Source organism: Rhodoblastus acidophilus, assembly GCF_900187365.1.
Taxonomy (GTDB): Bacteria; Pseudomonadota; Alphaproteobacteria; order Rhizobiales; family Beijerinckiaceae; genus Rhodoblastus; species Rhodoblastus acidophilus.
This window is the reverse complement of record NZ_FYDG01000007.1, coordinates 25,160-49,973: the sequence shown is the minus strand read 5'-3', so window position 1 is coordinate 49,973 and position 24,814 is coordinate 25,160. Positions and strand designations below refer to the sequence as shown.

Here is a 24,814-nt window from a genome sequence, read left to right as displayed (position 1 = left end):
GAGCCGTCCCAGAATGGCCCGTTTTGGCCCAATAGCGGTCGGATCGAGGCGGAAACGTCTTCTTTGCGCAAGATGGCTGCACTATTGTGAAGCTCTCGGAAGCACCCGGTAACGCCAAACGGCCAACCTATAGGCGACCGGGCGAAATGATTTGATGTGTCACTGAAGCCCTCGGGAGGGGTATTCAAAATGAAAATCACCGCTAAGTTCGCCGCCGCGGCATTCGGCGCCGTCGCCTTCTCGAGCGCCGCTCTGGCTGGCTCAGTCACCCCGCCCGGCGAACGCGCCGGTCTCGACCTCGCCTCGCCGCTGCCCGAAGGCGTGTACTTCCTCAACATCGGTTCGGTCGGCTCCTGGCGCGGTTCGAACACCGACAACGCCTTCGACTATGACGTTCCGATCCTGGCCTGGTCGACCCCGTGGAGCGTTCTCGGCGGCCGCATCCAGTTGCTCGGCGCCGTTCCGGTGATCTCCGCCTCCTCGCGTGGCGGCATTTACGAGCGCGGCCTCTACAACCCCTTCGTCGCCGGCCAGATTGCCTGGAACCTCGGCAACGGCTTCTCCGTGTCCTACCTCGCCGGCGCCTACATCGGCATCACCGGCACCCACGTTTATGACAACAACGGGGTGATCGCGGTTCGCGACCCGCTGAACCAGACCACGTTCCACCAGCAACTCGCGCTCGCCTGGCACGGCGACGGCTGGAACGCCACCGCGAACCTGATGTACGGCATCGTCGGCGACAACGACACCGCCGGCTATTGGACCAAGCAGAACGCCGACTACTTCAACTATGACCTCGGTCTGACCAAGACCCTGGGCAAGTGGGAAATCGGCATCGTCGGCTACGGGTCGACCGACGTCGGTACGCCGCGCCGCGCTGCTGGCGCCTCCTATGTCCAACTGTCGCAGTTCGCGCTCGGCGGCTTGATCGGCTACAACTTCGGCCCGGTCATCACCCAGGCGACCGTCTCCTCCGACGTGACCACCTCGGGTTACGCCCAGAAGGAAACCCGTGGCGTTCTGCGCACGATCATTCCGCTCTGGAACCCGGAAGCCCCGAAGGCCGTCGTCGCCAAGTACTGAGATTCGTCTCATCCGGTCAGGCCGCGCGCCTGACCGCTTATTCCCGACCGCCGATGGCCCTCCATCGGCGGTTTTGTTTTGCCCTCCTCTTGCGCCGGCGGTTTTCCGCCGGCGCTTTGCTTTTCCGACCTTCGCGCCGCAAGCACGCCGCCTCCCCTTTTCGGCGGCTTCCGCGCTCATTCGGTCTCCAGCTTTTTCGTTCATACCTCGCGTTTTCATGAGCAACAACTCAGGGGATTCTGAAAAATGTCCCGACGTCTCTCAGTCACGCCAACCCCGACCGCCGCAGTGAGACACACAGATACCAACATGCTTATTTTGCTGGATTTTTCTGAATACGGCGATAAACATCTTTGACGTTTCTATGCTTTAGTCCAAGCATCTACGACTTAATTGCATAAGTGTTTTACGCATTTTAATTTGGTTCTGATTGTGCTTTTGGCGCCACTTCTTTGTTTGACAGCAATGAATTAACTTAATGTGCGATGTTCATATCCGTAATGAACACATTTGCATAAACAACTCTCGGCACATTTACGGAATGCGGAGGACATTACGATGAAATTCAACGCGAAATTTGCCGGCGCGCTCATCGGCGCCATTACGGTATCGGGCGCCGCCTTCGCGGGCTACGTCACGCCGCCCGGCGAACGCGCCGGCATCGACCTCGCCACGCCGCTGCCGGAAGGCGTCTATTTCGTCAATCTCGCGGCGGCCGTCGGCAACGACAGACGCTTCGGAGCCGCGGCCGACTTCAATTTCGACGTCCCGGTTCTCGTCTGGTCGACGCCCTGGACCCTCGCCGGCGGCCGTATCGAACTCGGCGTCGCCGCACCCGTCCTTGAACTGGGCTTCTACAATCGCGCGGCCGGCGGCTATCAGTCCGGCTTCTACAACCCGTTCGTGTTCGGCTCGATCAACTGGAGCCTGGGCAACGGCTTCAGCATCGGCTTCCTGCAGGGCGCCTATATCGGCATCAGCGGCGGCTCGTTCGGCGACGCCTTCAATCAGACGACGCTCGACGAAATGCTCGAACTCGCCTGGCATGGCGACGGCTGGAATGCGACCGCCAACATTCATTACAACATCGTCGGCGACAATCAGGCGTCCGGCCTGACCCCCGCCCAGCGCAAAAACTCCGACGCGCTGATCTACGACCTCGGCCTGACCAAGACCATCGACAAGTGGGAAATCGGCGCCGTGGGCTTCGGCTCCAACACGTTCGGCGTCGCCGGCGGCGTCGGAACGGTCCGGCTGGACCAGAGCCAGTTCGCGCTCGGCGGCCTCCTCGGCTACAATTTCGGCCCGATCGTCACCCAGGCGTTCGTGACCACCGACGTCTACAAATCCAATTATCCCACCTACGAAACCCGCGGCTGGCTGCGCACGGTGATTCCGCTGTGGAACCCCGAGGCGCCCAAGACGGTCGCCGCCAAATATTGAACGCGCGCGAACCGCCGGCGGCGCGCGCCGGCGGTTTCGTTTCGCCGGATTCGGGCGCATAATCCGGTCATGCTGATCTCGTTCTTCACCGCCCTGCGCGAGGCCCAGGTCCCGGTTTCCCTGCGCGAATATCTCACTTTGTGCGACGCGCTGGCGCACGATCTCGCGCAGAAGTCGGTCGAGGATTTCTACTTCCTCGCCCGCGCCGCGCTGGTGAAGGACGAGCGCAATCTCGACAAGTTCGACCGCGTGTTCTCGACCGTGTTCAAGGGGCTGGAGCCGGGCGAAGACCTCTCCGCGCACGCCGGCGTCCCCGAGGACTGGCTGCGCAAGCTGGCGGAAAAATTCCTCACCGAGGAGGAAAGACAGCAGATCGAGGCGCTCGGCTGGGACAAGCTGTTTGAAACGCTGAAACAACGTTTGCGGGAGCAGAGGGCGCGCCACCAGGGCGGCAATAAATGGATCGGCACGGCCGGGACGTCGCCGTTCGGCGCCTATGGCTACAATCCCGAGGGCATTCGCATCGGCCAGGACGGCAACCGCAATTTTCGCGCGGTCAAGGTTTGGGACAAGCGCGAATTCAAGGATCTGGATGGCGACGAGGAGCTGGGCCCGCGTAACATGAAGCTGGCGCTGCGCCGCCTGCGCAAGCTGGCGCGCACCGGCGCGGCCGAGGAACTCGACCTCGACAACACCATTTCCGCCACCGCCCGCCAGGGATTTTTAGACCTGAAACTGCGCCCGGAGCGGCGCAATGCGGCCAAGGTGCTGCTGCTGCTCGACATTGGCGGCTCGATGGACTGGCATGTCAGCCTGGTCGAGCAGCTGTTCGCCGCCGCGCGCAGCGAATTCAAGCACATGGAGCACTTTTATTTCCACAATTGCCTTTACGAGGGCGTGTGGAAGTCCAACCAGCGCCGCCATGCCGAGCGGACCTCCACCTGGGACCTGCTCCACACGTTTCCGCACGACTACAAGCTGATCTTCGTCGGCGACGCCGCCATGAGCCCCTATGAGATCGTGATGGAGGGCGGCTCGGTCGAGCATATCAACGAGGAGGCGGGAAAAGTCTGGCTGGAGCGGGCGTTGCAATGCTGGCCGCACGCCGTCTGGCTCAACCCGACGCCGGAATCGCATTGGCCGTATACGCAGTCGATCGGCATGATCCAGCGCATCATGGAAAATCGCATGCACCCGTTGACGCTGGAGGGGCTGGAGGCGGCCATGCGCGAGTTGACGCGGTAGCCCCAAGCGAAGGCGCCGGCGCCTTCTCGCCGCAAGTCGGGCGAGGGAACGGAACTCGCCCTTCCCAATCCGGTCCCGCGCCGCCATATTCACCCCCATGGCCAAGAAACCCTCCTCCCCCCGCAGCCGCGCCTCAAAACCGGACGTCAAGCCGCTCGACCAACATCTCGCGGCCTTGCTCAATCCGGCGCTGGTGTCGCCAGGGCTGGCCGAGGCGGCTTCCCCCTTCGCCGGCGAGCGCCTGAGCGACGAGGAGGCGGCGCGCTACGGCCTCGGCCAGGAGCCGGCGCTGGTGCGCGAAAAGCCGAAAAAGCGCGCCCCCGCCCGCGAAAATTTCGCCACCGCCTCCGGCGCGACGGCGGAACGCCTCGCCGACCTGCTGGAGAAAGGCGATCCCAACCTGCGGGAGGCCAGGCCCTGGGTTCCCCACCGTCCCGCGCGGCCGGAAAAATCCGAGGGCGGCGTCCGGTTCGAACTCGTGTCGGACTACACGCCGCAGGGCGACCAGCCGCGCGCCATTGAGGAGCTGACGGCGGCCCTTACGCAAGGCGAGCGCGACCAGGTGCTGCTCGGCGTCACCGGCTCCGGCAAAACCTTCACCATGGCGCAGGTGATCGCCCGCTCGCAGCGGCCGGCGCTGATCCTCGCGCCCAACAAAACCCTGGCGGCGCAGCTTTACGGCGAGTTCAAAAACTTTTTCCCCAATAACGCCGTCGAATATTTCGTCTCCTATTACGATTATTACCAGCCTGAAGCCTATGTGCCGCGCACCGACACCTATATCGAGAAAGAATCCACCATCAACGAGCAGATCGACCGGATGCGCCACGCCGCCACCCGCTCCCTGCTCGAACGCGACGACGTCATCATTGTCGCGTCCGTGTCCTGCATCTACGGTATCGGCTCGGTCGAAACCTATACGGCGATGACGTTTTCGGTCGCGGTCGGCGAAAAGCTCGACCAGCGGCAATTGTTGCAGGATCTCGTGGCGCTGCAATACAAGCGCACCCCCGATTTTTCGCGCGGCACGTTCCGCGTGCGCGGCGATACGGTGGAAGTGTTTCCGGCCCACTATGAGGACCGCGCCTGGCGCATCTCCTTCTTCGGCGACGAGGTCGAATCCCTCGCCGAATTCGACCCGCTCACCGGCAAGAAACTGCACGAGCTGGAGCAGGTGAAATTCTACGCCAATTCGCACTATGTCACGCCCAGGCCCACCCTGCTACAGGCGGTCGATTCCATAAAAACCGAACTGCGCCAGCGGCTTGACGAGCTGCACGCCTCCGGCCGCTTCCTCGAGGCGCAGCGGCTGGAGCAGCGCACGCTGTTCGATATTGAAATGCTCAACGCCACCGGCTCCTGCGCCGGCATCGAAAACTATTCGCGCTATCTCACGGGCCGCAAACCCGGCGAGCCGCCGCCGACCCTGTTCGAATATCTGCCCGACAACGCCATCGTCTTCGCCGACGAAAGCCATGTCACCGTGCCCCAGATCGGCGCCATGTACAAAGGCGACTTCCGGCGCAAGGCCACGCTGGCGGAATATGGCTTCCGCCTGCCCTCCTGCATGGACAACCGCCCGCTGCGCTTCGAGGAATGGGACGCGATGCGGCCGCAATCGGTGCATGTCTCCGCCACCCCCGGCGACTGGGAGCTGGAGCGCGCCCAGGGCGTGTTCGTCGAGCAGGTGATCCGCCCCACCGGACTGGTCGATCCGCCGGTCGAGGTGCGCAGCGCCCGCACCCAGGTCGACGACGTTTTGGGCGAAATCCGCGACATGGCCGCCCGGGGCTATCGCACCCTCGTCACCGTGCTGACCAAGCGCATGGCGGAGGATCTCACCGAATATCTGCACGAGCATGGCGTGCGCGTCCGTTACATGCACAGCGACATCGACACGATCGAGCGCATCGAGATCATCCGCGACCTCCGCCTCGGCGCCTTCGACGTGCTGGTCGGCATCAACCTTTTGCGCGAAGGTTTGGACATTCCCGAATGCGCGCTGGTGGCGATCTTCGACGCCGACAAGGAAGGGTTTTTGCGCAGCGAGCGTTCCCTTGTCCAAACGATTGGCCGCGCGGCGCGAAATGTGGACGGCAAGGTCATCCTCTACGCCGACAACGTCACCGGCTCGATGGAGCGGGCGATGGGCGAAACCAGGCGCCGCCGCGAAAAGCAGCTCGCCTGGAACGCAGAACACGGCATCACCCCCGCCACGATCAAGCGCGGCATCGCCGACATTCTCGGCTCGGTGGCCGAGCAGGACCACGTCACCGTCGACAAAGGCGTCGCGGCGCCGGCGGCCATCGGCCATAATTTCCAGGCGACGCTGGCCGATCTGGAGAAGCAGATGCGCGCGGCGGCCGCCGATCTCGATTTCGAGACCGCGGCGCGGCTGCGCGACGAGATCAAGCGGCTGCGCGCCGTCGAAATGACCGTGGCCGACGATCCCTTGGCGCGCCAGAGCGATGTCGCGGCCGACGGCGGCGGATTTGGCGCGGGCGCATACGGGCCGGCCGCCAACCTGCCGCCCTCCCGCATCCACAAGCCGACCGACGCCGACATGGGGCCGCACAATTTCGGCGGCGGCGAGGCCAAGCCCCGGCAAGCCGCCGGATGGAAGCCCAAGACCAGAAAACGCTAACGCCGAAACCGAAATCCCCACAGCGCCCGCGCTAAAGCAACGCACCCCTGTTCCGTCGCGCGCGCGGCGCGCTATATAAAGGGGAGTACAATTCGAGGACTTCATGCCCTGGAACAATCAAGGCGGGGACCAGCCCCGCAACAACGACGACAAAGCCAACAGCAGTCCCTGGGGCTCGCCCCCGAAGAACGACAATCCCTGGAACAAGGATTCCAGGAACACCGATCCCAACAATCCCTGGGGGTCCGGGCCAAATCCGGATCTGGAGAGGATCGTGCGCAAGGCGCAGGACCGGCTGCAGAATTTCAAACCCGGCGACCTCACGCCCAGGGTCGGCGCCATGCTGGCGGGCCTGCTCGGCCTGCTATGGCTGGCCAGCGGCTTCTACACCGTCGATCCCAACCAGGTCGGCCTCAATCTCGTGTTCGGCCGCTATGTCGGCAAGACCGCGCCGGGCCTCAACTATAACTGGCCGACGCCCATTGGCGACGTGGTCAAGCTCAACGTCACCGACCGCAATTCCATCGACGTGGGCGCGCGCGGCGTTCCCAGCATTTCCAGCGTCGGCGAGGCGCCGGAGGAAAGCCTGATGCTGACCGGCGACGAGAACATCGCCGATGTGAAATTCCGCGTGATCTGGCAGATCGACCCGACCCGCCCCGAGGATTTCGCCTTCAACATCAAAAACCAGGCCGAGACCATCAAGGCCGTGGCGGAAAGCGCCATGCGCGAAATCGTCGGCCGCACCCAAATCCAGCCGCTGCTCACCGCCGAGCGCAAGGTGATCGAGCCGGCCGCGCAGGCCGCGATGCAGGCCATTCTCGATTCCTATCATTCCGGCGTCACCATCTTGCAGGTGCAATTGCTGTCGGTCGATCCGCCGCCCACCGTCATTTCCGCCTTCCGCGACGTGACCGCCGCGCAGCAGGACCGTTCGCGCTTCGTCAACGAGGCGCAGGCGGAAGCCAACCGCATCGTGCCGCAGGCCCGCGGCGAGGCGTCGCAAATCCAGCGCGCCGCCGAAGCCTATCGCGAGCAGACGGTCGCCGAAGCGCGCGGCCAGACCGCGCGCTATCTGAAAATTTTCAGCGAATACAAGAAGGCGCCTGATGTGACCCGCGAGCGCCTCTATCTCGAAACCATGGAGCGCGTGCTCGCCGCCGGCGACAAGATTGTGCTGGACCGCGCCGGCGCCCTGCCGGTGCTGCCGCTGAATCCGCTTCAGGGCGCCCCCACCAATGCGAAACCGGCGGGAGGCCAGTGATGCGGCGTATTGCTCTTTTTATCGGCGCGCTCGCGCTTGCGCTCGTCTATGCCGCCTTCTTCGAGGTGCGCCAGACCCAGCAGGCCTTGATCCTGCGGTTCGGCGAACCGGCGGGCCTCGTCACCGCGCCGGGCCTGCATGTCAAATGGCCCTGGATCGAATCGGTCGTTTACATCGACAATCGCATCCTCGATCTGGAATCGCCGCAGCAGGAGGTGCTCGCCTCCGACAACCAGCGGCTGGAGGTGGAAGCCTTCGTGCGCTACCGCATCGCTGACGCCCTGCGGTTCTACCAGACCGTCGGCACGGTCGCGGGCGCTGGCAACCAGCTGGCCTCCGTGCTGAATTCCACCGTGCGCCGTGTGCTCGGCGACGCCGACCAGACCCGCATCGTGCGCGACCAGCGCCTTGAACTCACCGCGAAGATCCGCGAACAGGTCGATACGGAGGCGAAAAAATTCGGCCTGACTGTGGTGGACGCCCGCATCCGCCGGGTCGATCTGCCGCGCCAGATTTCCGAAAAGGTGTTTGACCGGATGCGCACCGAGCGCGCCCGCGAGGCGGCGGAATATCGCGCCTTCGGCCAGCAGGAGGCGGCGCAGATCAACGCCAGCGCCCAGCGCGACGCCACCGTGATCGTCGCCGAGGCCCGCCAGAAAGCCGAAACCCTGCGCGGCGACGGCGACGCCGAGCGCGCGAAGATTTTCGCCGACGCTTTCGGGCAGGACGCGGATTTCTTCGCTTTCTACCGCTCGATGCAGTCCTATGAGACCGCGCTGAAGGCGGGCGGGGCGCGCTTCGTGCTGTCGCCGCAGGCGGATTTCTTCCGCTTCTTCAATTCCGCCTCGGGCAAGACCCAAAACAAGTGAGACCCGACATGAAACTGCTCGCCGCCGCGCTCGCCGGCCTGCTCGCCCTCGCCGCGCCGGCTTTCGCGCGCGGCGCCCCGGAGACATTCGCCGATCTCGCCGATCAGGTCACGCCGGCGGTGGTGAACATTTCCGCCACCCAGGTCGAGGAGAAGAAGGCCGAGAAGCTGCCCCCCGGCGGGCAGCTCGACGACATGTTCGAGGAATTCCTCAAGCGCCACCGCCAGCCGAACGGCGGCGGGCCGCGGCGCTCGACCTCGCTCGGCTCGGGCTTCGTGATCGATTCCGCCGGCATCGTCGTCACCAACAATCACGTCATCGCCGACGCCAACGAGATCGAGGTGATCTTCACCGACGGCTCCAAGCTGAAGGCGGAGCTGGTCGGCAAGGACGCCAAGGTGGATGTCGCGGTGCTGCGCGTCAAACCGGCCAAGCCGCTGGCTTCGGTCAAGTTCGGCGACAGCGACAAGGCGCGGGTCGGCGATTGGGTGATGGCGGTGGGCAATCCGTTCGCGCTGGGCGGCACGGTGACGGCGGGCATCATTTCCGCCAAGAACCGCGACATCGACAGCGGCCCCTACGACAGCTTCATCCAGACCGACGCCGCCATCAACAAGGGCAATTCCGGCGGCCCGCTGTTCAACATGGCCGGCGAGGTCGTCGGCATCAACACCGCCATCCTGTCGCCCACCGGCGGCTCGATCGGCATCGGCTTCGCCACGCCCGCCGCCACCGCGCAGCCGGTGATCGAGCAATTGCTGAAATTCGGCGAGACCCGGCGCGGCTGGCTCGGCGTGCGCATCCAGAAGGTGGACGACGGCATCGCCGAAAGCCTCGGGCTGGGAAAACCGCGCGGCGCGCTGATTTCCGGCCTCGACGAAAGAGGCCCCTCGGCCAAGGCCGGCTTCAAGGCCGGCGACGTGATCGTGTCGTTCGACGGCAAGCCGGTGCCGGACGCCCACGAATTGCCGAAAATCGTGGCGCAGACCCCCGTCGGCAAGGATGTGGACATTGTGGTGGTGCGCGAGGGCAAGGAGCTGACGCGAAAAGTCACGCTCGGCCGTCTCGACGAAAGCGCCATCAAACAGGCCAAGGCCGACGATCCCAAGCCGGCCGCGCCGCCCGCCGGCGCCGCCGTCAAGGCGCTCGGCCTGGAGCTTGCGCCGCTCGACGAGTCGATGCGCGCCAAATTCCAGGTCAAGGACGCGGTCAAGGCCGGCGCGCTGATCGTCCGGGTGACGCCCGACAGCCCCGCCGCCGAGCAGAAGCTGGCGCCGGGCGAGATCGTGATCGAGATCAACCGGACTCCGGTGGCGCGGCCCGAGGACGTCGATGCGCAGGTGAAGGCGCTGCGCGCCGAAAAGAAGAAGACCGCGCTGGTGCTGATCGCCAATGGCCAGGGACAGGCGCGGTTCGTGGCGCTGCCGGTGGACTGACGGCCGCCATTTACCGCTGGAGGCCCGGCGCCGCGCTCTCGCGCGGCGTCTATTTGGCGGCTTCCAGCGTTTTCAGATCCGCCGCGGCGCGAAAATATTCGATGAAATTCTTCGGGCAACTCTCCACGGCGCGCTTCAGCCCGAGCGCGGCGTCTTTCGCCGAGCCTTTCATGAACTGGAAATGCGCGACGTAAAACCGCGCTTCGCATTGCTGATCGTCGGTCTTGGCGGCGCCGAAAGCCTCGGCGGCCTCGGCGCGGCCCAGATAAAGCTGCGTCACCGCGAAGGGCCAGTCCTTGTTGGACTTTTCGGCGTAGGCGCTCAATTCGGCGGCGGCGTCGGCGGAGCCGTCGGCCGCGATGAAGCGCCACAGGGCGGCGTAAGTCTGGTGGGGATCGCGCTTGAGCGCCTCGCCAAAAAAGGCCCGCGCGCGCGACGCGTCGCCCTGGCCGATGGCGGCGACGCCGCGGTTCATCCAGGGCTGCGGGTCCTTGGGATTGAGTTCGGCGGCCTTGGCGAAATCCTGCTCGGCCTTGACGTCGTCGCCGACGCCCAGTTCGGCGCTGCCCCGATCCATCCAGGATTCCGCCACGCCGCCGGCGATCGCCACCTCCTGATCGAAATCCTGCAACGCGCCGGCCGCGTCGCCCTCGATCAGGCGCACCAGGCCGCGGCCGCCGAACAGGGCGGCGCTTTTCGCGCCCAGCGCCACCGCCTTGTCGTAATCCTCAAGCGCCTTGGCGCGTTCGTCGCGGGTGCGATGAATTTCGGCGCGCAGCTGATAGGCGCTGGCCAGATCGGGATCCTGATCGATCGCCTCGGAGCAATCGGCCAGCGCGCGATCGATCTGCTTGAGGCGCACGCGAACGGAGCAGCGGTTGGCGTAGGCCCAGGAAATATCCTTGCCGCGCCACTGATGCGAATCGATCAGCTTCGAGCAGGCGGCGTCGCGCTGCTCGGGGCTGGCCTTGCCGTCGACGTTGGCGCAGGCCAGCGCCTCCGGCGATTGCCGGGGCGGCGCGGAAGTCGCGGCGGACTCGGCGGCGGACTCGGCGGCGGGCGCGGCCGAAGCCGGAGCGGCGGCGTTCGCCGGCGCGGCCGGCATGACGTGGGTCGCCCCCTGGCTGAAATCCGGGACGGGCGCGGCGTCCTCGGCGCGCGCCGCTCCAGCGACCAGCAGCGCCCCCGCAACAAAACACACCGCCTGCCTCATTCGCCCACTCCCCGCTCGCCATCCAGCGTTAGCCCATCGCACCCGCGCGCAAAAGCCCAAACTTCGCGGCGATTTTGCGGCGAAAGGCCGCGCCGCGCGCCCGGCCCGCCAAGCCGAATCTTTAGCCGCGGCTTTCGCCAAAGGCCAAGGCGGCGCGCCGGGAAAATTTTCGCGCAGAACCGCGACGCCAACCCGCCGATTCGCCTGCATTTCGCCCCCGGCGACGCAGGGTCGGCCGGCGGCGCGACGCTCTGTCAGGTGACGCGCGCATGTTTCATGCTATCTTCTAAACCATGCGCCTTTACCTGCTCCGTCACGCCGACGCCGTCCAATCCGGCAAGTATCGCGATCACGAACGGCCGCTCACGCCCGCGGGGCGCGAGGCCGCCGGGCGCATCGGCGACGCCCTGGCCGCCCGGGGCGAGCGCATCGATCTGGCCCTGTGCTCGGACGCGTTGCGCGCCCGCGAAACGCTCGACCTCGCGCTCGCGGCCTGCGGCGCCAATCCCGAACTGCGCCTCGCGCCCCGTCTCTACCGGGCCGAGGGCGACGACGTGCTGGATTTGCTGCGCGCCCTGCCGGACGAAGCCGAAACCGTGCTGGCGGTCGGCCACAACCCCGCGTTCGCCGAATTCGCCGTGCTGTTCGCCGGGCGCGGGCCCAGCGCCGACATGGACCGGCTCAAACGCTATTTTCCGCCGGCGGCGCTCGCCGCCTTCGATGTGAAGACGCCATGGAGCGAAATGTCATGGAGCGGCGGCGAATTGCTCGCCTTTCTGGCCTGACCCTGTATAAGTCGCGGCGGGCGCCCATCTGAGCCTCAGCGGATTTCCGAAAAGCGCTGTCGGTTTTCGGATAAAAATCCTGCTAAAACAAAGGAAGCCGCCCCAGCAGACGAGTCGGCGCTTGCGTGGTGAGATCGCCCGGAGACCCTTTTGTCCATTCTCGATACCCTTCTCGCCGAAGCCCGCAACGGCGCCGCAAATCTGTCCGATCTCGTGCGCGGACGCGGCCTGCGGCTCGGCGTCACCGGCCTGTCGCGCGCCGGCAAAACCGTCTTCATCACCGCACTCGCCCGCCATCTCACCCTGCTTGGACGCAACGACAAGAACGCCCTGCCCGCCTTTCGCGTCGCCGAGGAAGGCCGAATCATCGCGGGACGGCTGGAGCCGCAGCCCGACGACAACGTGCCGCGCTTCGCCTATGAGGATCATCTCGCCGCACTGTCCGGCCCGGGGCGCCACTGGCCGCAATCGACCCGGCAGATCTCGCAATTGCGGCTGCGCCTCGATTTCGAGCGCCGCGAGGGACTCATGCCCGGCGGCTCGTCCATGACCATCGACATTGTCGATTATCCCGGCGAATGGCTGCTCGACCTGCCGCTGCTGCAAAAATCCTATCTCGAATGGTCGCGCGAGACGTTCGAGGCCAGCGCCGGCGCGGCGCGCGCCTCGCTCGCGGCCGACTGGCGCGGCTTTGCCGCCACGCTGGAGCCGGGCGCGCCGGAGGACGAGGGCGCGGCGCGGCGGGCGGCGGAAAAATTCACCGCCTATCTGCGGGCCTCGCGCACCGATTCCTACGCCCTGTCGACCCTGCCGCCCGGCCGCTTCCTGATGCCCGGCGATCTCGAAGGCTCGCCGGCGCTGACGTTTGCGCCGCTGCCCCTGCCCGAGGCCTATTATATCGAGCCGGGCTCGCTGGCGGCGATGATGGAGCGGCGCTACGAGGCCTACAAGACCTATGTCGTCAAGCCGTTCTTCCAGAACCATTTCGCCCGGCTCGACCGGCAGATCGTGCTGGTCGACGCGCTGGCCGCGCTCAATTCCGGCGCCGAGGCGGTGCGCGACCTGCAGCGCGGGCTGAACGACGTGCTCGCCGCCTTCCGCTCGGGCAACAACAATTGGTTCAACACGCTGTTCCGGCCGCGCATCGACAAGATTCTGATCGCCGCGACCAAGGCCGACCATCTGCACCACCTCAGCCACGACCGGCTCGAAGCCATTCTGCGCCAGCTTTCGGCGCGCTCGATCGCCCGCGCCGAGGGTTTTGGCGCCGAGGTGGACGTGATCGCGCTGGCCGCCGTGCGCGCCACCCGCGAGGCCCAGATCAAATACGGCCGCGACACGCTGGACGCGATTGTCGGAACGCCGCTCAAGGGCGAGGCGTTGGACGGACACAGGTTCGACGGCGAGACCGAAGCCGCCATTTTCCCGGGCCAGTTGCCGGAAGACCCGCGTCAGGCGTTTCGCGGCGACACGCTGGCCATTCCCGAGCATCAGGCCGACGTCCGGTTCCTGCGGTTCCGGCCGCCGCAAACGCCCAACGGCGCGCCGCCGGCGCAGATCCGCCTCGACCGCGCCTGTCAGTTTCTTTTCGGAGATTGGATGTCATGAGCGAGGCCTACAACCCCCGCCCCGAAAAACCCCGGCCGCGCGCCTTTCTGCTGAACCAGCTCAACGACGAATTCGTCGCCCAGCCCGATTATTACGAGGCCGAGGCGCAAGAGAAGGCCCAGGCGCAGGCCGCCAGAGCCGAGGCGCAAGAGCCGCCGTCCGAGCGCGCCACCGAGGAGGCCCAGCGCGAAGGCTTCCTGCAGCGCAAGAAAGGCTGGAGCTGGGGCGGCGTTCTGCTGTCGGCGCTGGGGGCGCTGTTCTCGATCGGCGTCGGCTTGTGGCTCGAAGAACTGGTGGCGAACCTGTTCGCCAAGAGCATGGCGCTCGGCTGGATTTCGGCGGCGCTGGTCGGGCTGGTCCTGCTGGCGCTGACCGTGCTGGTGAGCCGCGAGATCGCCGTCCTGTTCCGCCAGCAGGCCATCGCCCGGCTGCATCGCGCGCTGGCCATCGCGCATGAGACCGACGACGGCTCCCTGGCCAAGGCCAAGATCGCCGAACTGGCGGCGCTCTACGCCGACAAGCCCGAGGCGGCGACGGCGCTGAAGCGCCTGAAGGAGCTGAAGAAGGAGATCATCGACGGCGCGGCGCGGGTGGAGATCGCCGAAAAGGCGATGATGCCCGGCCTCGACGCCGAGGCCCGCCGCGAGATCGCCAAGGCCGCGCGCAATGTGTCGATGGTGACGACGCTGGCGCCGCGCGCCATCATCGACGTGGTCTTCGTCGCCGCCCAGGCCTTGCGCCTGATCCGGCGCATTTCCGAGATTTACGGCGGCCGTCCCGGCATGCTCGGCGCGTTCCGGCTGGCGCGCGCCGTCACCACCCATCTGGCGCTGACCGGCACCATCGCCATCGGCGATTCGCTGCTGCAGCAGATCGTCGGCCACGGCGTCGCCTCGCGCATTTCCTCAAAACTCGGCGAGGGCGTGCTCAACGGCCTGCTGACCGCGCGCATCGGCCTGTCGGCGATGGCGGTGTGCCGGCCGATGCCGTTCATCGTGGAGAAACAGCCGGGCGTCGGCGATGTCGCGCCGTTCCTGTTCCGGCGCGACAAGGACAAGAAGACCGGCTGATTGGTCCTATCCCTGCGCGCGCGCGGCGGAAAACCGTTCCAGCCGCGCCCCCGCCGCCGCCGCGACCTCCGGGAAATGCGGCGACAGCAAGAACGCCAGTTCGGTCTCGCGCGAGGCGGTGACGGGATCGAGCCGCGCCAGTTCGTCATCGACATGGCCGGGATGGCACATCAGGAGCTGCGACGGCCCGGGCGCCAGCAGGTAGGTGGCGAAATCCGCCGCATAATCCCCCGTGGCGTCGAAGTCGGAAAAGCCGGAAAAGCCGTCGTTCAGCACAAAACCGGCCGCTTTGGCCTTGCGGCGGAATCCGTGCGCCAGCCCGGCCACGGTCAGCGCCTTGCCCCAATGTTTGCCGCGCGAAAAAATGCGTTTGGGACGGTCGGCGGAATCGCGCAGCCAGCATTTGCCCGCCAGCCCACGCGCGGACAATTCGGCCAGCAGGACTTCGGCGATTCCCGGCAGAACCTGCACATGCTGGTGGCCATCGACGAAATCGGGCGGCGCGCCGCGCGCCTGCTCGAAGGCGTCGAGCTGGCGCCGCAATTCGTCGCGGATTTCCTCAAGCGGCAAGGCGCCGCGCCAGGCGGCGGGCACGATGGAATTCATCGCCGGAAACGCGCCGGCGGGCGCGAAACGCGGCATCGCCCCCAGCGGGCCGGCGAGCGTCAGGTTGAAATGCAGGCCGAGATCGGCGTCGGGCGCGAGATCGGCGAAGGCGCGCGCCGCCTCGGGCCAATGCGGCTGCGTGGTCATGGCGCAGGTCGCGGTGAGCCGCCCGGCGCGCAGGGCCTGGAGAATCCCGGCGGTGACGGCGGGCGAGAGCGCGAAATCGTCGGCGCAGAGGGCAAAGGCGAAGGTCATCTGTTTGTCTTCGGGCATGTCGAAAATCCGCCCCTTTCTTGCGCATTTTCGTTTGCGACACTAGACCTTCTGGAACTTAAGCACGCTGGGACGGAGATATGACGATTCAAGCGGACGAGACGCCCGAGCTTTCGGTCATCATTCCCGTCTTCAATGAGGGCGACAATCTGCGGCCGCTGGCGGCGCGGCTGATTCCCGCGCTCGCCTGCGTCGAAAGCTTCGAGATCGTCTTCGTCGACGACGGCTCGCGCGACAATACGATGGAGGTGGCGCGCGAACTCAACGCCTCCGACCCGCGCATCACGGCGGTGTCGTTCTCGCGCAATTTCGGCAAGGAAATAGCCATAGCCGCCGGCGTGGACGCCGCGCGCGGCCGGGGCGCGGTGATCATGGACGCCGACCTGCAGCATCCGCCGGAAGCCATCGCCCTGTTCGTGGAAAAATGGCGCGAGGGCTATCAGAACATTTTCGGCGTGCGCCGCAGCCGCGACACCGATTCGGCCGCGCGCAAATGGCTGACCGCCCATTTCTACCGGCTGTTCCGCACCTTTGGCGAGATCGGCCTGCCCGAAGGCGCGGGCGATTTCCGCCTGCTCGACCGCGTGGCGCTCGACGCGCTGAAAACCTTGCGGGAACAGGCGCGTTTCTCCAAGGGCCTTTACGCCTGGATCGGGTTCAAGAGCATTGGCGTGCCGTTCGACGTCGCCGAGCGCCATGCCGGCGAATCGAAATTCTCCTACCGCAAGCTCACGCGTTTCGCGCTGGACGGCCTGGTGTCGTTCTCGACGGTGCCTTTGAAAGTCTGGACCTATTTCGGCATGGCCATCGCCGCCTTCGCGCTGGCCAACGCGCTCTATTACGTGGTGGAGACGCTGATCTGGGGCGTGTCCGCGCCCGGTTTCGCCACCCTGGTGGTCTCGATCACCTTCTTCGCCGGCGTGCAGTTGATTTCTCTGGGCGTGCTCGGCGAATATATCGGCCGGGTTTTCGCCGAAGTGAAGGGCCGCCCGCTCTATCTGGTGCAGGAGCGCGTCGGCGGCCCGCGCGGCGCGGCCGTTGTCGGCGCGCCCGCCAAAAGCGTGTCCGCCAATACCGTGTCCGCCAATACCGAAAAGGCGAAATTTTAATCAAGCATGATCTAATTGTGTTGACCTGCTCCCCCGCACCGTCCGGCGCCTGATGTACAAGAGTTTCCTTTCGGTCAGCGGCTTCACCCTGCTTTCCCGCGTGACCGGGTTCCTGCGCGACATTATGTTGAGCGGCCTGGTCGGCGCGGGCGCGCTCGGCGACGCGCTGTCGGTCGCCCTGCGCCTGCCCAACCATTTCCGCGCCATTTTCGGCGAAGGCGCCTTCAACGCCGCCTATGTGCCGACCTATCTGCGCGTGCTCGAACAGGACGGCGAGGCGCGCGCCCGGAATTTCGCCAATCAGATCTTCACGCTGCTGTTGATCTCGCAACTGGTGATTCTGGCGCTCGGCTGGCTGTTCATGCCGGCCTTCGTCCATCTGCTGGCGCCGGGATTTTCCGCCGATCCGGACAAATTCGCGCTGGCGGTGACGCTGACCCGCATCACCTTTCCCTATCTGTTTTGCGTCACGCTGGTCACCATGCACACGGCGACGCTCAACGCCCATGGCGTGTTCGCCGTCGGCGCCTTCGCGCCGGTGCTGCTCAATGTCGTCACCATGGGCTTTCTCGCCCTGAGCTACCTGTTCCCCAACGCGGCCTATGCGGCGGCGACGGGCGTGACCGTCTCGGGCGCCGCGCAATTCGTCCTGCTGGCCGTCTCGGCGCGCCGCCATGGCGTGCTCGAGAAAATCGCCCGGCCGGGGTGGGGCGCCGACGTGCGCGACTTCTTCCGCCGGTTCGGGCCGGCGGTGATCGGCTCGTCGGGCCTGCAGATTGCCATGTTCGCCGACACGATCATCGGCTCGCTGCTGGCGACGGGCGGGCTGTCGTCGCTCTATTACGCCGAGCGGCTGTACCAATTGCCGATCGGCCTCGTCGGCGTGGCCGCCGGCACGGTGCTGCTGCCGGAAATGAGCCGCTGCTTCGCCCGCGAGGATTGGGAGGGCGCGTTCACCGCGCAAAACCGCACGCTGGCCCTGAGCGTCGCGCTGACCGCGCCGTTCGTGGTCGCCTTCATGGTGATCCCCGAAGTCATCGTCCGCGCCCTGTTCGAGCACGGCCGCTTCCACATCGAGGATTCGCTGGCGACCGCCGCCGTGCTGCGCGCCTATGGCGCGGGCCTGCTGGCCATGGTCGCGGTCAACGCCCTGCGCTCGGGCTTTCAGGCCATGGGCGACACCAAGACGCCGATGCTGATCTCGCTCGGCGCGCTCGGCGTCAACCTGCTGCTGAAACTCGCTTTGTACCAGCCGCTCGGCGCCGTCGGCATCGCGGTGGCGACCTCCGTCAACGCCTGGATCAATGTCGCGCTGCTCGTCATTCTCGCCCTGCGCCGCTATCTGTTCCAGCCGGACCAGACGTTTGTGTCGGTGCTGCTGGCCTGCGCCACCGCCAGCGTGGTGCTGGCCAATGTCGCGCTGTGGCTGCAAGACCCGTTCCTGACGGCGGCGCGGGCGATCGGCGGCGTGCCCGGCCTGCTCGCCGCCCTCAGCGGCCTTGGCCTGCTCGGCGCGCTGGCCTATGGCGCGGCGCTGATCGCCGGCGCCCGCGCGCTGGGCGTCACGGCGGCGGAAATGGGCCTGTCTCGGCTGCGGCGGAGGAAATAATCCGGTCGAGGCCGGCGCGCATGGTCGCCCGCACCAGATCGGACAGGGAATCGGCGCCGAGCTTGGTCATGACGCTGGCGCGCAGCGCCTCCACGGTGCGCAGGCTCACGCCCATTTCATAGGCGGCCGTCTTGTTGAGCTTGCCCTCGAGCAGACCGCCCAGCACCCGCCGCTCGGAGGCCGACAAGGTCTGGAACTTCCGCTCCATTTCGAGCCGGACGCCGGTTCGCGCCTCGGCGTTGGCCGCCTCGTTCAGCGCGCCGCGCACCGCCGCGATGAACTCGCGCTCCGCATAGGGCTTTTCCAGAAAATCGCTGGCGCCCAGCTTCATCGCCTCGACCGCCAGCGGCACGTCGCCATAGGCGGTGATCATCACCACCGGCAGATGCGGCGCCGTCTGCTTGACCTGCGCCAGCAGATCCATGCCGGACATTTCGCCCATGCGAACGTCCGTCACCACGCATCCGCGCCAGTTTTCCGGGCCGGCGGCGAGGAAGTCCCGCGCGGACGGGAAAGATCGGGCCAGCAGGCCCTCGGTTTCCATCAGAAGAACGAGAGACTCGCGCACCGCAGGGTCGTCATCGACGATATAAACCGCCGGAGCCGAACCGTTCATTCCATTTCTCCCCCGGCCGCGCTCGTCTCGATCAGCGGGAGGCTGAAATTGAACACCGTCCCCTCCGCGCGCGCGACGTCCGGCCAGATCGAGCCGTAATGGGCCTCGACGATCGCCTTGGCCATGGCCAGACCAACACCCATGCCCGAACGCTTGGTCGTCCAGAACAGTTCGAACATATGGCTTTGAACATCTTCCGACAGACCCGATCCGTAATCAATGACTGAGATCACAATATCTTGGTCGTGGTTACGGCTGGCGACGACAATGGTCCGCGGCCCCTCGGGGCGGGCGGCCTGCCGGGCGTTCTGCAGCAGGTTGATCAGCACCGAGGCGATCTGCGTGCGGTCGATCAGCACGGCGTCGCGCGCCGCTTCGAGCCGGATCTCGATCTCGAATCCGGCGAAGCTCGCGTCATCCTCCAGCCCGGCGACGGTTTCCCGCACGATGTCGTGCAGATTGCGGAAGGTCTTGTCGGGTTCGCCGTGGCGCGAGAATTCGCGCACCCGCGAGATGATGCGGCCGGCGCGCAGCAGCTGGTCGGCGGCTTTGTCCTGCGCCTTGGCGGCGGCGTCGAGGTCGGGATCGGCCTCGACGCGCAGGCGCGCCGAGGCGAACCGGCGGCGGGCGACCGCCAGCAGGGTCGCGCCGGCCGCGAGCGCCTGATTGACTTCATGCGCCAGGCTCGCCGCCATTTTCTCCAGCGCCGCGAGCCGCTCGTCCTTGAGCGCGCGCACCCGCGCCTCGCTTTCGGCGAGGGCGCGGGCCGCCGTCTCGCGCTCGGTCACATCGTGGATATAGCCATGCCAGACCATGGCGCCGTCGTCGCGGCGGGCCGGCCGGCTGTCGGCCGACAGCCAGATTTCGCCCCTCGTCGGGTGATTGTAGCGAAAGGTGGCGGCCCAGGGCGTGAGATGCCGATAGGAAACGTCCCGCGCCGTCAGCAGATCGGCGAGATCGTCGGCGGGAATGCGGGCGGAGAGCCGCGCCAGATCGAGCTCGTGGAGGGCGGGGCCGAACCCCAGCAGCGACCGGGCGTTGGGCGACATGTAGGAGAACAGGCGGTCGCCGTTGGCGGCGAGCACATAGGAATAGATCGCCCCGGGAAGGGCCTCGGCCAGCAGGGTCAGGCGCTCCGCCAGCCGCGCCTTCTCCTTGAGCGCGGCCGCCGCCTCGACCTCGTCCGTGACGTCGCGATTGACGCCGCGCACCTGGACGGGAACGCCATCGCGAAACGAGATCAGCCCGCGCGAATCGATCCAGCGCAACGCCCCGTCGCTGGCCCGGCGAATGCGGTGCTGGCAGGCGAAATAGCCGCCCGAGGCCGGATCGCGCGCGGCGGCGTGCGCGGCGCGGCGGCCGGCGCGATCCTCGTCGATCACCAGCGCCTCGACCCGGCGCGCCGTAACCGGAGCGCCCGGAGCGAAGCCCATGATCTCCAGCCATTTGGCGTTGCCGACCGGCTCGCCGTCCGGCAGTTCGGCCTCGAATGTTCCGATCGAGCCGGCCTCCAGCGCCAGTTTGAGGCGCTGCTGCTCCAGCGCCAGCTCCTCGGCCCGCAGCCGCGCCTGTTCGGCCAGCGCCGCCTTTTCCTCCCAAATGGCGGCGGCCTGCTTCTCGTCGGTGATGTCGCGGGTGACGCCGAACGCCCAAACCGGCGCGCCGTCCTCGAACTGGACCTGGCCGCGCGATTCGACCCAGCGGACGGCGCCGTCATTGGCGCGGCGGAGGCGGAAGCGCGCATGAAACTGGTCCGCTCCGCTCAATGCGCGGGCCCGCGCCGCCTGAAGCGCCGCGCGATCCTCATCCACGACCATATCCTCGTCCATGACGCGGACCGGCAAGGGATCGTCGCTGGCCCAGCCGCAGATCTCCCGATGCTTCTCGCTCAGACGCATGTCGCCCTTGACCAGATCGGCCTCGAACGTGCCGATGGCGCCGGCCTGCAGCGCCAGCGCCAGGCGCTGACGCTCGCGCGCCTGCTCCTGCAGCACGGCGGCGGCCTCCATTTCGTCGGTGACGTCGCGCGAGACGCCGAACACGCGCACCGGGACGTCGCCATCGAACTGAACCTCGCCGCGCGTGTCGATCCAGCGCAGGGCGCCGTCATTGGCGCGGCGGATGCGGAAGCGCGCGGCGTAGCGCCCCTGGTCCCGGCGCACGCGGGCCAGCGCCTCCCGCCGCGCCGCGACATCCTCCTCGACCACCAGGGCGTCGAGAACGCCGGGCTGGATCGGCCTGTCGTCCGGCCAGCCCCAGATTTGCCGCAGTTTGTCGCTGGGGCGAATTTCATTGGCGAGCAGATCGGCTTCGAACGTGCCGATGGCGCCGGCCTCCAGCGCCAGCGCCAGGCGCTGCTGCTCGCGGGCCGATTGCTCGGCGCGGACGCGGTCAAGCTCCGCCAGCCCGGCCTGCTGCTCCAGCGCGGCGCGGGCCGCCATCTCGTCGGTGACGTCGCGAGTGATCCCGATCAACCTCACGGCCACGCCGTTCTCGAACTGGATCTTGCCGCGCGAGCACACCCAGCGCGGCGCGCCGTCGCCGCCGTGGCGGATGCGGAAGCGCGCCCGGTACAGCCCGGGCCCGCGCGGATCGAGCGCCAGCGCCAGCGCTTGCGTGCGCGCCGCGCGGTCCTCCTCCAGCACCATGGCGTTGAGGCCGTCGATGGTGGCCGTTTCCCATTCGGCCAGCCCCCAGATGCGGCGCCATTCGGCGCTGAGCGTCACCGCGCCCGACAGGAAATCGATATCGCCGATCCCGACGCCGCAAGCTTCGAGAGCCGACCGCAAGCGAGGGTCGTCGGAGCGGGCGCGCGCCGCATCGGCCCGCGCCCGGCCAAGCCCCAGACAGCGCGCCAACCGGCGCCGCCACCGCGTCCAAAACCCCGCTGGCGCGCCGCTCGCCTCCACGGGATCAGCGCAATTCGACGATGGCGCCGCCGCGCTCCAGGCCGCCGCGCTCCAAGGCGCGGGCCGTTGCGACGGTCGGCAGGTCGAGGCTGGCCCGCCGCGCCGAGGCCGATTTCATCAGCACCTGAATCGACCCCAGCGTTTCCGCGGCCTTGCGCGTCAACTGGTCGGAGCGCCGAACGGCGGCGCTGACGTCGCCGCCGGCCGCCAGCGGGCCGCGCTCGGCGATCAGCGTCCCGCCCGGCAGCGGTTTCAGATCGACCCCGCTATGGGCGAATTGCATGATGTCATGCCAGGTCGCGGCCGGCATCGTGCCGCCGGTCATCTTCTCCATCGACTGGTCGTCGTCGTTGCCATACCAGACCGCGCCGACGAAATTGCCGGTATAGCCGCAGAACCAGGCGTCCTTGTATTCATTGGTGGTGCCGGTCTTGCCGGCGACCTTGACGCCTTCAAGCTTGGCGCGGCCGCCCGTGCCCTGCTCGACCACCTGGGTCATCATCGACACCAGCATTTCGATGAAGCGCGGCTCGATCACCTGCTGCGGCGGCTCGCCGTCGCGGTCGTGGCTGTAGATCTGCTCGCCCCGGCTGTTCAAAATCTCCAGCGCCGCGAACGGCTTGATCCGCTTGCCGCCATTGGCGAACGCGGCGTAGGCGGTGGCCTGATCCATCACGCTGACCTCGTCGGCGCCGAGCGGCAGCGATTGCGTGTCAGGCAAGGGCGCGGTGACGCCGAGGCGCCGCGCGGTGGCGATGATCTTCTGGCGGCCGCGCTTGGCGTCGCCGTCCCCGATCGCCACCGACAGCCGCACCGCCACGGTGTTGAGCGAATGCGCCAGCGCGTTCCACATCGGCATCGCCCCGTTATAGGAGCCGCCGTAATTCTTCGGGCACCAGTTGCCCAGGCAGATCGGCTCGTCGCGCACGATGGTCTGCGGCGTGAATTTCCCCGACATCAGCGCGGTCAGATAGACGTACGGCTTGAACGACGAGCCGGGCTGGCGGCGGGCGTCCACCGCGCGGTTGAACTGGCTGGCGCCATAGTCGCGGCCGCCGACCAGCGCCCGCACCGCGCCGTTCGGCTCCAGCACCACCGTCGCGCCCTGGTGGGCGTTATAGACCTTGCCGTTCTCGCGCAGATTGGCGTCGATGGTGGTTTCCGCCTTCTTCTGCAAGGCGGAATCCAGCGCGAGCCGCACGGTGAACACGCGGTCGGCGCCGAGCTTGCCGGAATCCGCCAGCGCCTTGATTTCGTTGAACGCCCAGTCGAGATACCAGTCGGGCGGCGTCTTCTGGTCGCTGCGCTCGACCGAGGCGGCGGGATTGCGCCGCGCGTCAGCCACCTGATTTTCGTTCATATAGCCGGCGGCGACCAGATTGCTCAGCACGTCGTTGGCGCGGGCGCGGGCGGCCGGCAGATTGACATGGGGCGCGAATTTGGTCGGCGCCTTGAACAGGCCGGCGAGCATGGCGGCCTGCGACAGGGTCACATCCTTGATCGAGCGGCCGAAATAGAATTGCGCCGCCGCCTGGATGCCGAAGGCGCCGCCGCCCATATAGGCGCGGTCGAGGTAAAGCCGCAGGATCTGCCGCTTGGTCATGTGGCTTTCCAGCCAGAACGACAGGAACGCCTCGTTGACCTTGCGGGTGACGGTGCGCTCGTTGGAGAGGAACAGGTTTTTCGCCAATTGCTGCGTGAGGGTCGAGCCGCCCTGCACCACGCCCGACGAACGGGCGTTGACCGTGAGCGCGCGCGCGAGGCCGATGGGATCGACGCCCCAATGGTCGAAGAAGCGCCGGTCCTCGGTCGCCAGCACCGCCTGGATCACGTAGTCGGGATATTGGTCGAGCGCCACGGCGTCGTCGTGGAGAATGCCGCGCCGTCCCACTTCGACGCCGAACCTGTCCTGAAAGGTGACGGCGATGTCGGTCTTCTTCATCCAGTCGTCGACGGCGGTCAGCTTGAACGCGGGCTGCGCCAGCACCACCAGCACCGCCCCGCCGAACACGCTGAGGGTCATCGCCTCGCCGGCGAGTTCGGACGCCACGCGCGTCGCGCCGCGCACGTGAAAATTTTCCATGAAGCCGGAAAAATCCCGCCACAACTCGCCGGCCTCGGTCTGGGCGGAATAGACGAACGAATCGAGCCAGGAATCCGCGGCCAGCAGCGCGTGGCGCATCCGGCGGAACAGCAAGGATTTATCTCGTTCGAAAGGCAAGGCGGACCTCATCGGCGGCGCCGTCCGGGCGCGCGGGCTTCTTAACACTTTTTTAGGGCGCTTGACGAGCGTGACGCGTTTTCCATGCGCTCGACGCGGGCGCCTTTTTTTCGCGGCGCTTGACGAGCGCACCATGGCGGCGCATGTCCCGCGACGCCGCGCGGGGCGGCGCAATACCCGCGCCAGTTGCGGCGCATCATTCTGGGACAGGAGCGAAGGCGTGGCGCGCAAGGGCGGGAAATTCTGGCTCGGCCGGGCCTTGACGGACCTTTCAAAAACGGAATGGGAAAGCCTGTGCGACGGCTGCGGCCGCTGCTGCCTGGTGAAGTTGCAGGACGAAGACACCGGCGAAATCTATTTCACCGACGTCGGCTGCCGCCTGCTCGACCCCGCCAACGCGCGCTGCGCCGATTACGGCCATCGCTCGCGGCGGGTGAAGGATTGCATCAAGCTCGATCCCGACAGCGCCGCAACCCTGGATTGGCTGCCTCCGACCTGCGCCTACCGGCTGATCGCCCGGGGACAGGACCTGCCGGACTGGCATCCGCTGGTGAGCGGGCGGCCGGAAAGCGTGATCGAGGCGGGCGTCTCGGTGATCGGCCGCGTTTACGCCCTGGAAGACGCGCTTTCGATCGACGAACAGGTCGATCGCGTGGTCAGCTGGCCCGGCAAAGTTCCGAAAGCGGCGAAGAAAAAGTGATCGCGCCGGGCGCAATTTGCGCTTGTTCTTTGCACGACATCTTCATGACATCCGTCAATTCAAAGCAAACAAGGCGGAACCCCCGGCGGAACACGGCATTATTTCTTT

Annotated in this window: 18 protein-coding genes; 13 read left to right on the top strand and 5 right to left on the bottom strand. The window is 66.8% G+C overall.

Annotated elements, in window-relative coordinates:
* Positions 1 to 189: 189 nt before the first annotated feature.
* From CFB24_RS14130 to CFB24_RS14100, 7 genes are all read left to right on the top strand, one after another.
* The gene (locus tag CFB24_RS14130) at positions 190 to 1,086 is read left to right on the top strand and encodes a transporter (RefSeq protein ID WP_088521283.1); all 897 of its coding nucleotides are present in this window, start codon (positions 190 to 192) and stop codon (positions 1,084 to 1,086) included.
* Positions 1,087 to 1,644: 558 nt separating this feature from the next.
* Complete coding sequence (locus tag CFB24_RS14125) at positions 1,645 to 2,529, top strand: transporter (protein ID WP_088521282.1); 885 nt, start codon at positions 1,645 to 1,647, stop codon at positions 2,527 to 2,529.
* Positions 2,530 to 2,598: 69 nt separating this feature from the next.
* The gene (locus tag CFB24_RS14120) at positions 2,599 to 3,774 is read left to right on the top strand and encodes a vWA domain-containing protein (RefSeq protein ID WP_088521281.1); all 1,176 of its coding nucleotides are present in this window, start codon (positions 2,599 to 2,601) and stop codon (positions 3,772 to 3,774) included.
* A 97-nt stretch (positions 3,775 to 3,871) separates the two neighbouring features.
* Positions 3,872 to 6,418: an excinuclease ABC subunit UvrB gene (gene uvrB, locus CFB24_RS14115; RefSeq protein ID WP_088521280.1), complete on the top strand. Its 2,547-nt coding sequence runs from the start codon at positions 3,872 to 3,874 to the stop codon at positions 6,416 to 6,418.
* Positions 6,419 to 6,521: 103 nt separating this feature from the next.
* On the top strand, positions 6,522 to 7,682 hold the full coding sequence (hflK, locus tag CFB24_RS14110; protein ID WP_088521279.1) for an FtsH protease activity modulator HflK: 1,161 nt from the start codon (positions 6,522 to 6,524) through the stop codon (positions 7,680 to 7,682).
* On the top strand, positions 7,682 to 8,551 hold the full coding sequence (gene hflC / locus CFB24_RS14105) for a protease modulator HflC (RefSeq protein WP_088521278.1): 870 nt from the start codon (positions 7,682 to 7,684) through the stop codon (positions 8,549 to 8,551). The genes hflK and hflC overlap by 1 nt, the downstream gene beginning before the upstream one ends.
* Positions 8,552 to 8,559: 8 nt before the next feature.
* The gene (locus tag CFB24_RS14100) at positions 8,560 to 9,987 is read left to right on the top strand and encodes a Do family serine endopeptidase (protein WP_088521277.1); all 1,428 of its coding nucleotides are present in this window, start codon (positions 8,560 to 8,562) and stop codon (positions 9,985 to 9,987) included.
* A 49-nt stretch (positions 9,988 to 10,036) separates the two neighbouring features.
* On the opposite strand, the gene CFB24_RS14095 is transcribed toward CFB24_RS14100, so the two are convergent.
* A complete protein-coding gene (locus CFB24_RS14095; protein WP_088521276.1) occupies positions 10,037 to 11,200 on the bottom strand; it encodes a tetratricopeptide repeat protein in 1,164 nt (387 codons plus the stop codon).
* 293 nt (positions 11,201 to 11,493) lie between these two features.
* On the opposite strand from CFB24_RS14095, the gene CFB24_RS14090 reads away from it, so the two are divergent.
* From CFB24_RS14090 to CFB24_RS14080, 3 genes are all read left to right on the top strand, one after another.
* Positions 11,494 to 11,985, top strand: coding sequence for a SixA phosphatase family protein (locus CFB24_RS14090; RefSeq protein WP_088521275.1), 492 nt, complete (start codon positions 11,494 to 11,496; stop codon positions 11,983 to 11,985).
* Between the two features lie 150 nt (positions 11,986 to 12,135).
* A complete protein-coding gene (locus CFB24_RS14085) occupies positions 12,136 to 13,593 on the top strand; it encodes a YcjX family GTP-binding protein (RefSeq protein WP_088521274.1) in 1,458 nt (485 codons plus the stop codon).
* Positions 13,590 to 14,663 carry a YcjF family protein gene (locus CFB24_RS14080; protein ID WP_088521273.1) on the top strand — a complete coding sequence of 358 codons (1,074 nt, stop codon included), beginning with the start codon at positions 13,590 to 13,592 and terminating at the stop codon, positions 14,661 to 14,663. Before CFB24_RS14085 ends, CFB24_RS14080 begins: the two co-directional genes overlap by 4 nt.
* A gap of 6 nt (positions 14,664 to 14,669) precedes the next feature.
* Here CFB24_RS14080 and CFB24_RS14075 read toward each other — a convergent pair whose 3' ends face one another.
* A complete protein-coding gene (locus CFB24_RS14075) occupies positions 14,670 to 15,542 on the bottom strand; it encodes a ChbG/HpnK family deacetylase (RefSeq protein ID WP_244593099.1) in 873 nt (290 codons plus the stop codon).
* 80 nt (positions 15,543 to 15,622) lie between these two features.
* Here CFB24_RS14075 and CFB24_RS14070 point away from each other — a divergent pair, with 80 nt between their 5' ends.
* The gene (locus tag CFB24_RS14070; protein WP_088521272.1) at positions 15,623 to 16,651 is read left to right on the top strand and encodes a glycosyltransferase family 2 protein; all 1,029 of its coding nucleotides are present in this window, start codon (positions 15,623 to 15,625) and stop codon (positions 16,649 to 16,651) included.
* 52 nt (positions 16,652 to 16,703) lie between these two features.
* Positions 16,704 to 18,260 carry a murein biosynthesis integral membrane protein MurJ gene (gene murJ / locus CFB24_RS14065; RefSeq protein ID WP_088521271.1) on the top strand — a complete coding sequence of 519 codons (1,557 nt, stop codon included), beginning with the start codon at positions 16,704 to 16,706 and terminating at the stop codon, positions 18,258 to 18,260.
* Here the strand turns inward: murJ and CFB24_RS14060 are convergent.
* From CFB24_RS14060 to CFB24_RS14050, 3 genes are read right to left on the bottom strand one after another with little or no spacing between them, the layout of a single operon-like run.
* Complete coding sequence (locus CFB24_RS14060; protein WP_088521270.1) at positions 18,214 to 18,876, bottom strand: response regulator transcription factor; 663 nt, start codon at positions 18,874 to 18,876, stop codon at positions 18,214 to 18,216. The genes murJ and CFB24_RS14060 overlap by 47 nt on opposite strands.
* A complete protein-coding gene (locus CFB24_RS14055; protein ID WP_158255135.1) occupies positions 18,873 to 21,734 on the bottom strand; it encodes a PAS domain-containing protein in 2,862 nt (953 codons plus the stop codon). The genes CFB24_RS14060 and CFB24_RS14055 overlap by 4 nt, the downstream gene beginning before the upstream one ends.
* Before the next feature lie 55 nt (positions 21,735 to 21,789).
* On the bottom strand, positions 21,790 to 23,967 hold the full coding sequence (locus CFB24_RS14050) for a transglycosylase domain-containing protein (RefSeq protein WP_244593105.1): 2,178 nt from the start codon (positions 23,965 to 23,967) through the stop codon (positions 21,790 to 21,792).
* A gap of 172 nt (positions 23,968 to 24,139) precedes the next feature.
* On the opposite strand from CFB24_RS14050, the gene CFB24_RS14045 reads away from it, so the two are divergent.
* A complete protein-coding gene (locus tag CFB24_RS14045) occupies positions 24,140 to 24,706 on the top strand; it encodes a YcgN family cysteine cluster protein (RefSeq protein WP_088521386.1) in 567 nt (188 codons plus the stop codon).
* The last annotated feature ends 108 nt before the right edge of the window (positions 24,707 to 24,814 follow it).

Excerpts from the sequence above, each read along its gene's own strand:
- CFB24_RS14130 (WP_088521283.1), top strand. The coding sequence starts at position 190 with ATGAAAATCACCGCTAAGTTCGCCGCCGCGGCATTCGGCGCCGTCGCC.
- CFB24_RS14125 (WP_088521282.1), top strand. The coding sequence starts at position 1,645 with ATGAAATTCAACGCGAAATTTGCCGGCGCGCTCATCGGCGCCATTACG.
- CFB24_RS14120 (WP_088521281.1), top strand. The coding sequence starts at position 2,599 with ATGCTGATCTCGTTCTTCACCGCCCTGCGCGAGGCCCAGGTCCCGGTT.
- uvrB (WP_088521280.1), top strand. The coding sequence starts at position 3,872 with ATGGCCAAGAAACCCTCCTCCCCCCGCAGCCGCGCCTCAAAACCGGAC.
- hflK (WP_088521279.1), top strand. The coding sequence starts at position 6,522 with ATGCCCTGGAACAATCAAGGCGGGGACCAGCCCCGCAACAACGACGAC.
- hflC (WP_088521278.1), top strand. The coding sequence starts at position 7,682 with ATGCGGCGTATTGCTCTTTTTATCGGCGCGCTCGCGCTTGCGCTCGTC.
- CFB24_RS14100 (WP_088521277.1), top strand. The coding sequence starts at position 8,560 with ATGAAACTGCTCGCCGCCGCGCTCGCCGGCCTGCTCGCCCTCGCCGCG.
- CFB24_RS14095 (WP_088521276.1), bottom strand. The coding sequence starts at position 11,200 with ATGAGGCAGGCGGTGTGTTTTGTTGCGGGGGCGCTGCTGGTCGCTGGA.
- CFB24_RS14090 (WP_088521275.1), top strand. The coding sequence starts at position 11,494 with ATGCGCCTTTACCTGCTCCGTCACGCCGACGCCGTCCAATCCGGCAAG.
- CFB24_RS14080 (WP_088521273.1), top strand. The coding sequence starts at position 13,590 with ATGAGCGAGGCCTACAACCCCCGCCCCGAAAAACCCCGGCCGCGCGCC.
- CFB24_RS14075 (WP_244593099.1), bottom strand. The coding sequence starts at position 15,542 with ATGCCCGAAGACAAACAGATGACCTTCGCCTTTGCCCTCTGCGCCGAC.
- CFB24_RS14070 (WP_088521272.1), top strand. The coding sequence starts at position 15,623 with ATGACGATTCAAGCGGACGAGACGCCCGAGCTTTCGGTCATCATTCCC.
- murJ (WP_088521271.1), top strand. The coding sequence starts at position 16,704 with ATGTACAAGAGTTTCCTTTCGGTCAGCGGCTTCACCCTGCTTTCCCGC.
- CFB24_RS14060 (WP_088521270.1), bottom strand. The coding sequence starts at position 18,876 with ATGAACGGTTCGGCTCCGGCGGTTTATATCGTCGATGACGACCCTGCG.
- CFB24_RS14050 (WP_244593105.1), bottom strand. The coding sequence starts at position 23,967 with ATGCGCCACGCGCTGCTGGCCGCGGATTCCTGGCTCGATTCGTTCGTC.
- CFB24_RS14045 (WP_088521386.1), top strand. The coding sequence starts at position 24,140 with ATGGCGGCGCATGTCCCGCGACGCCGCGCGGGGCGGCGCAATACCCGC.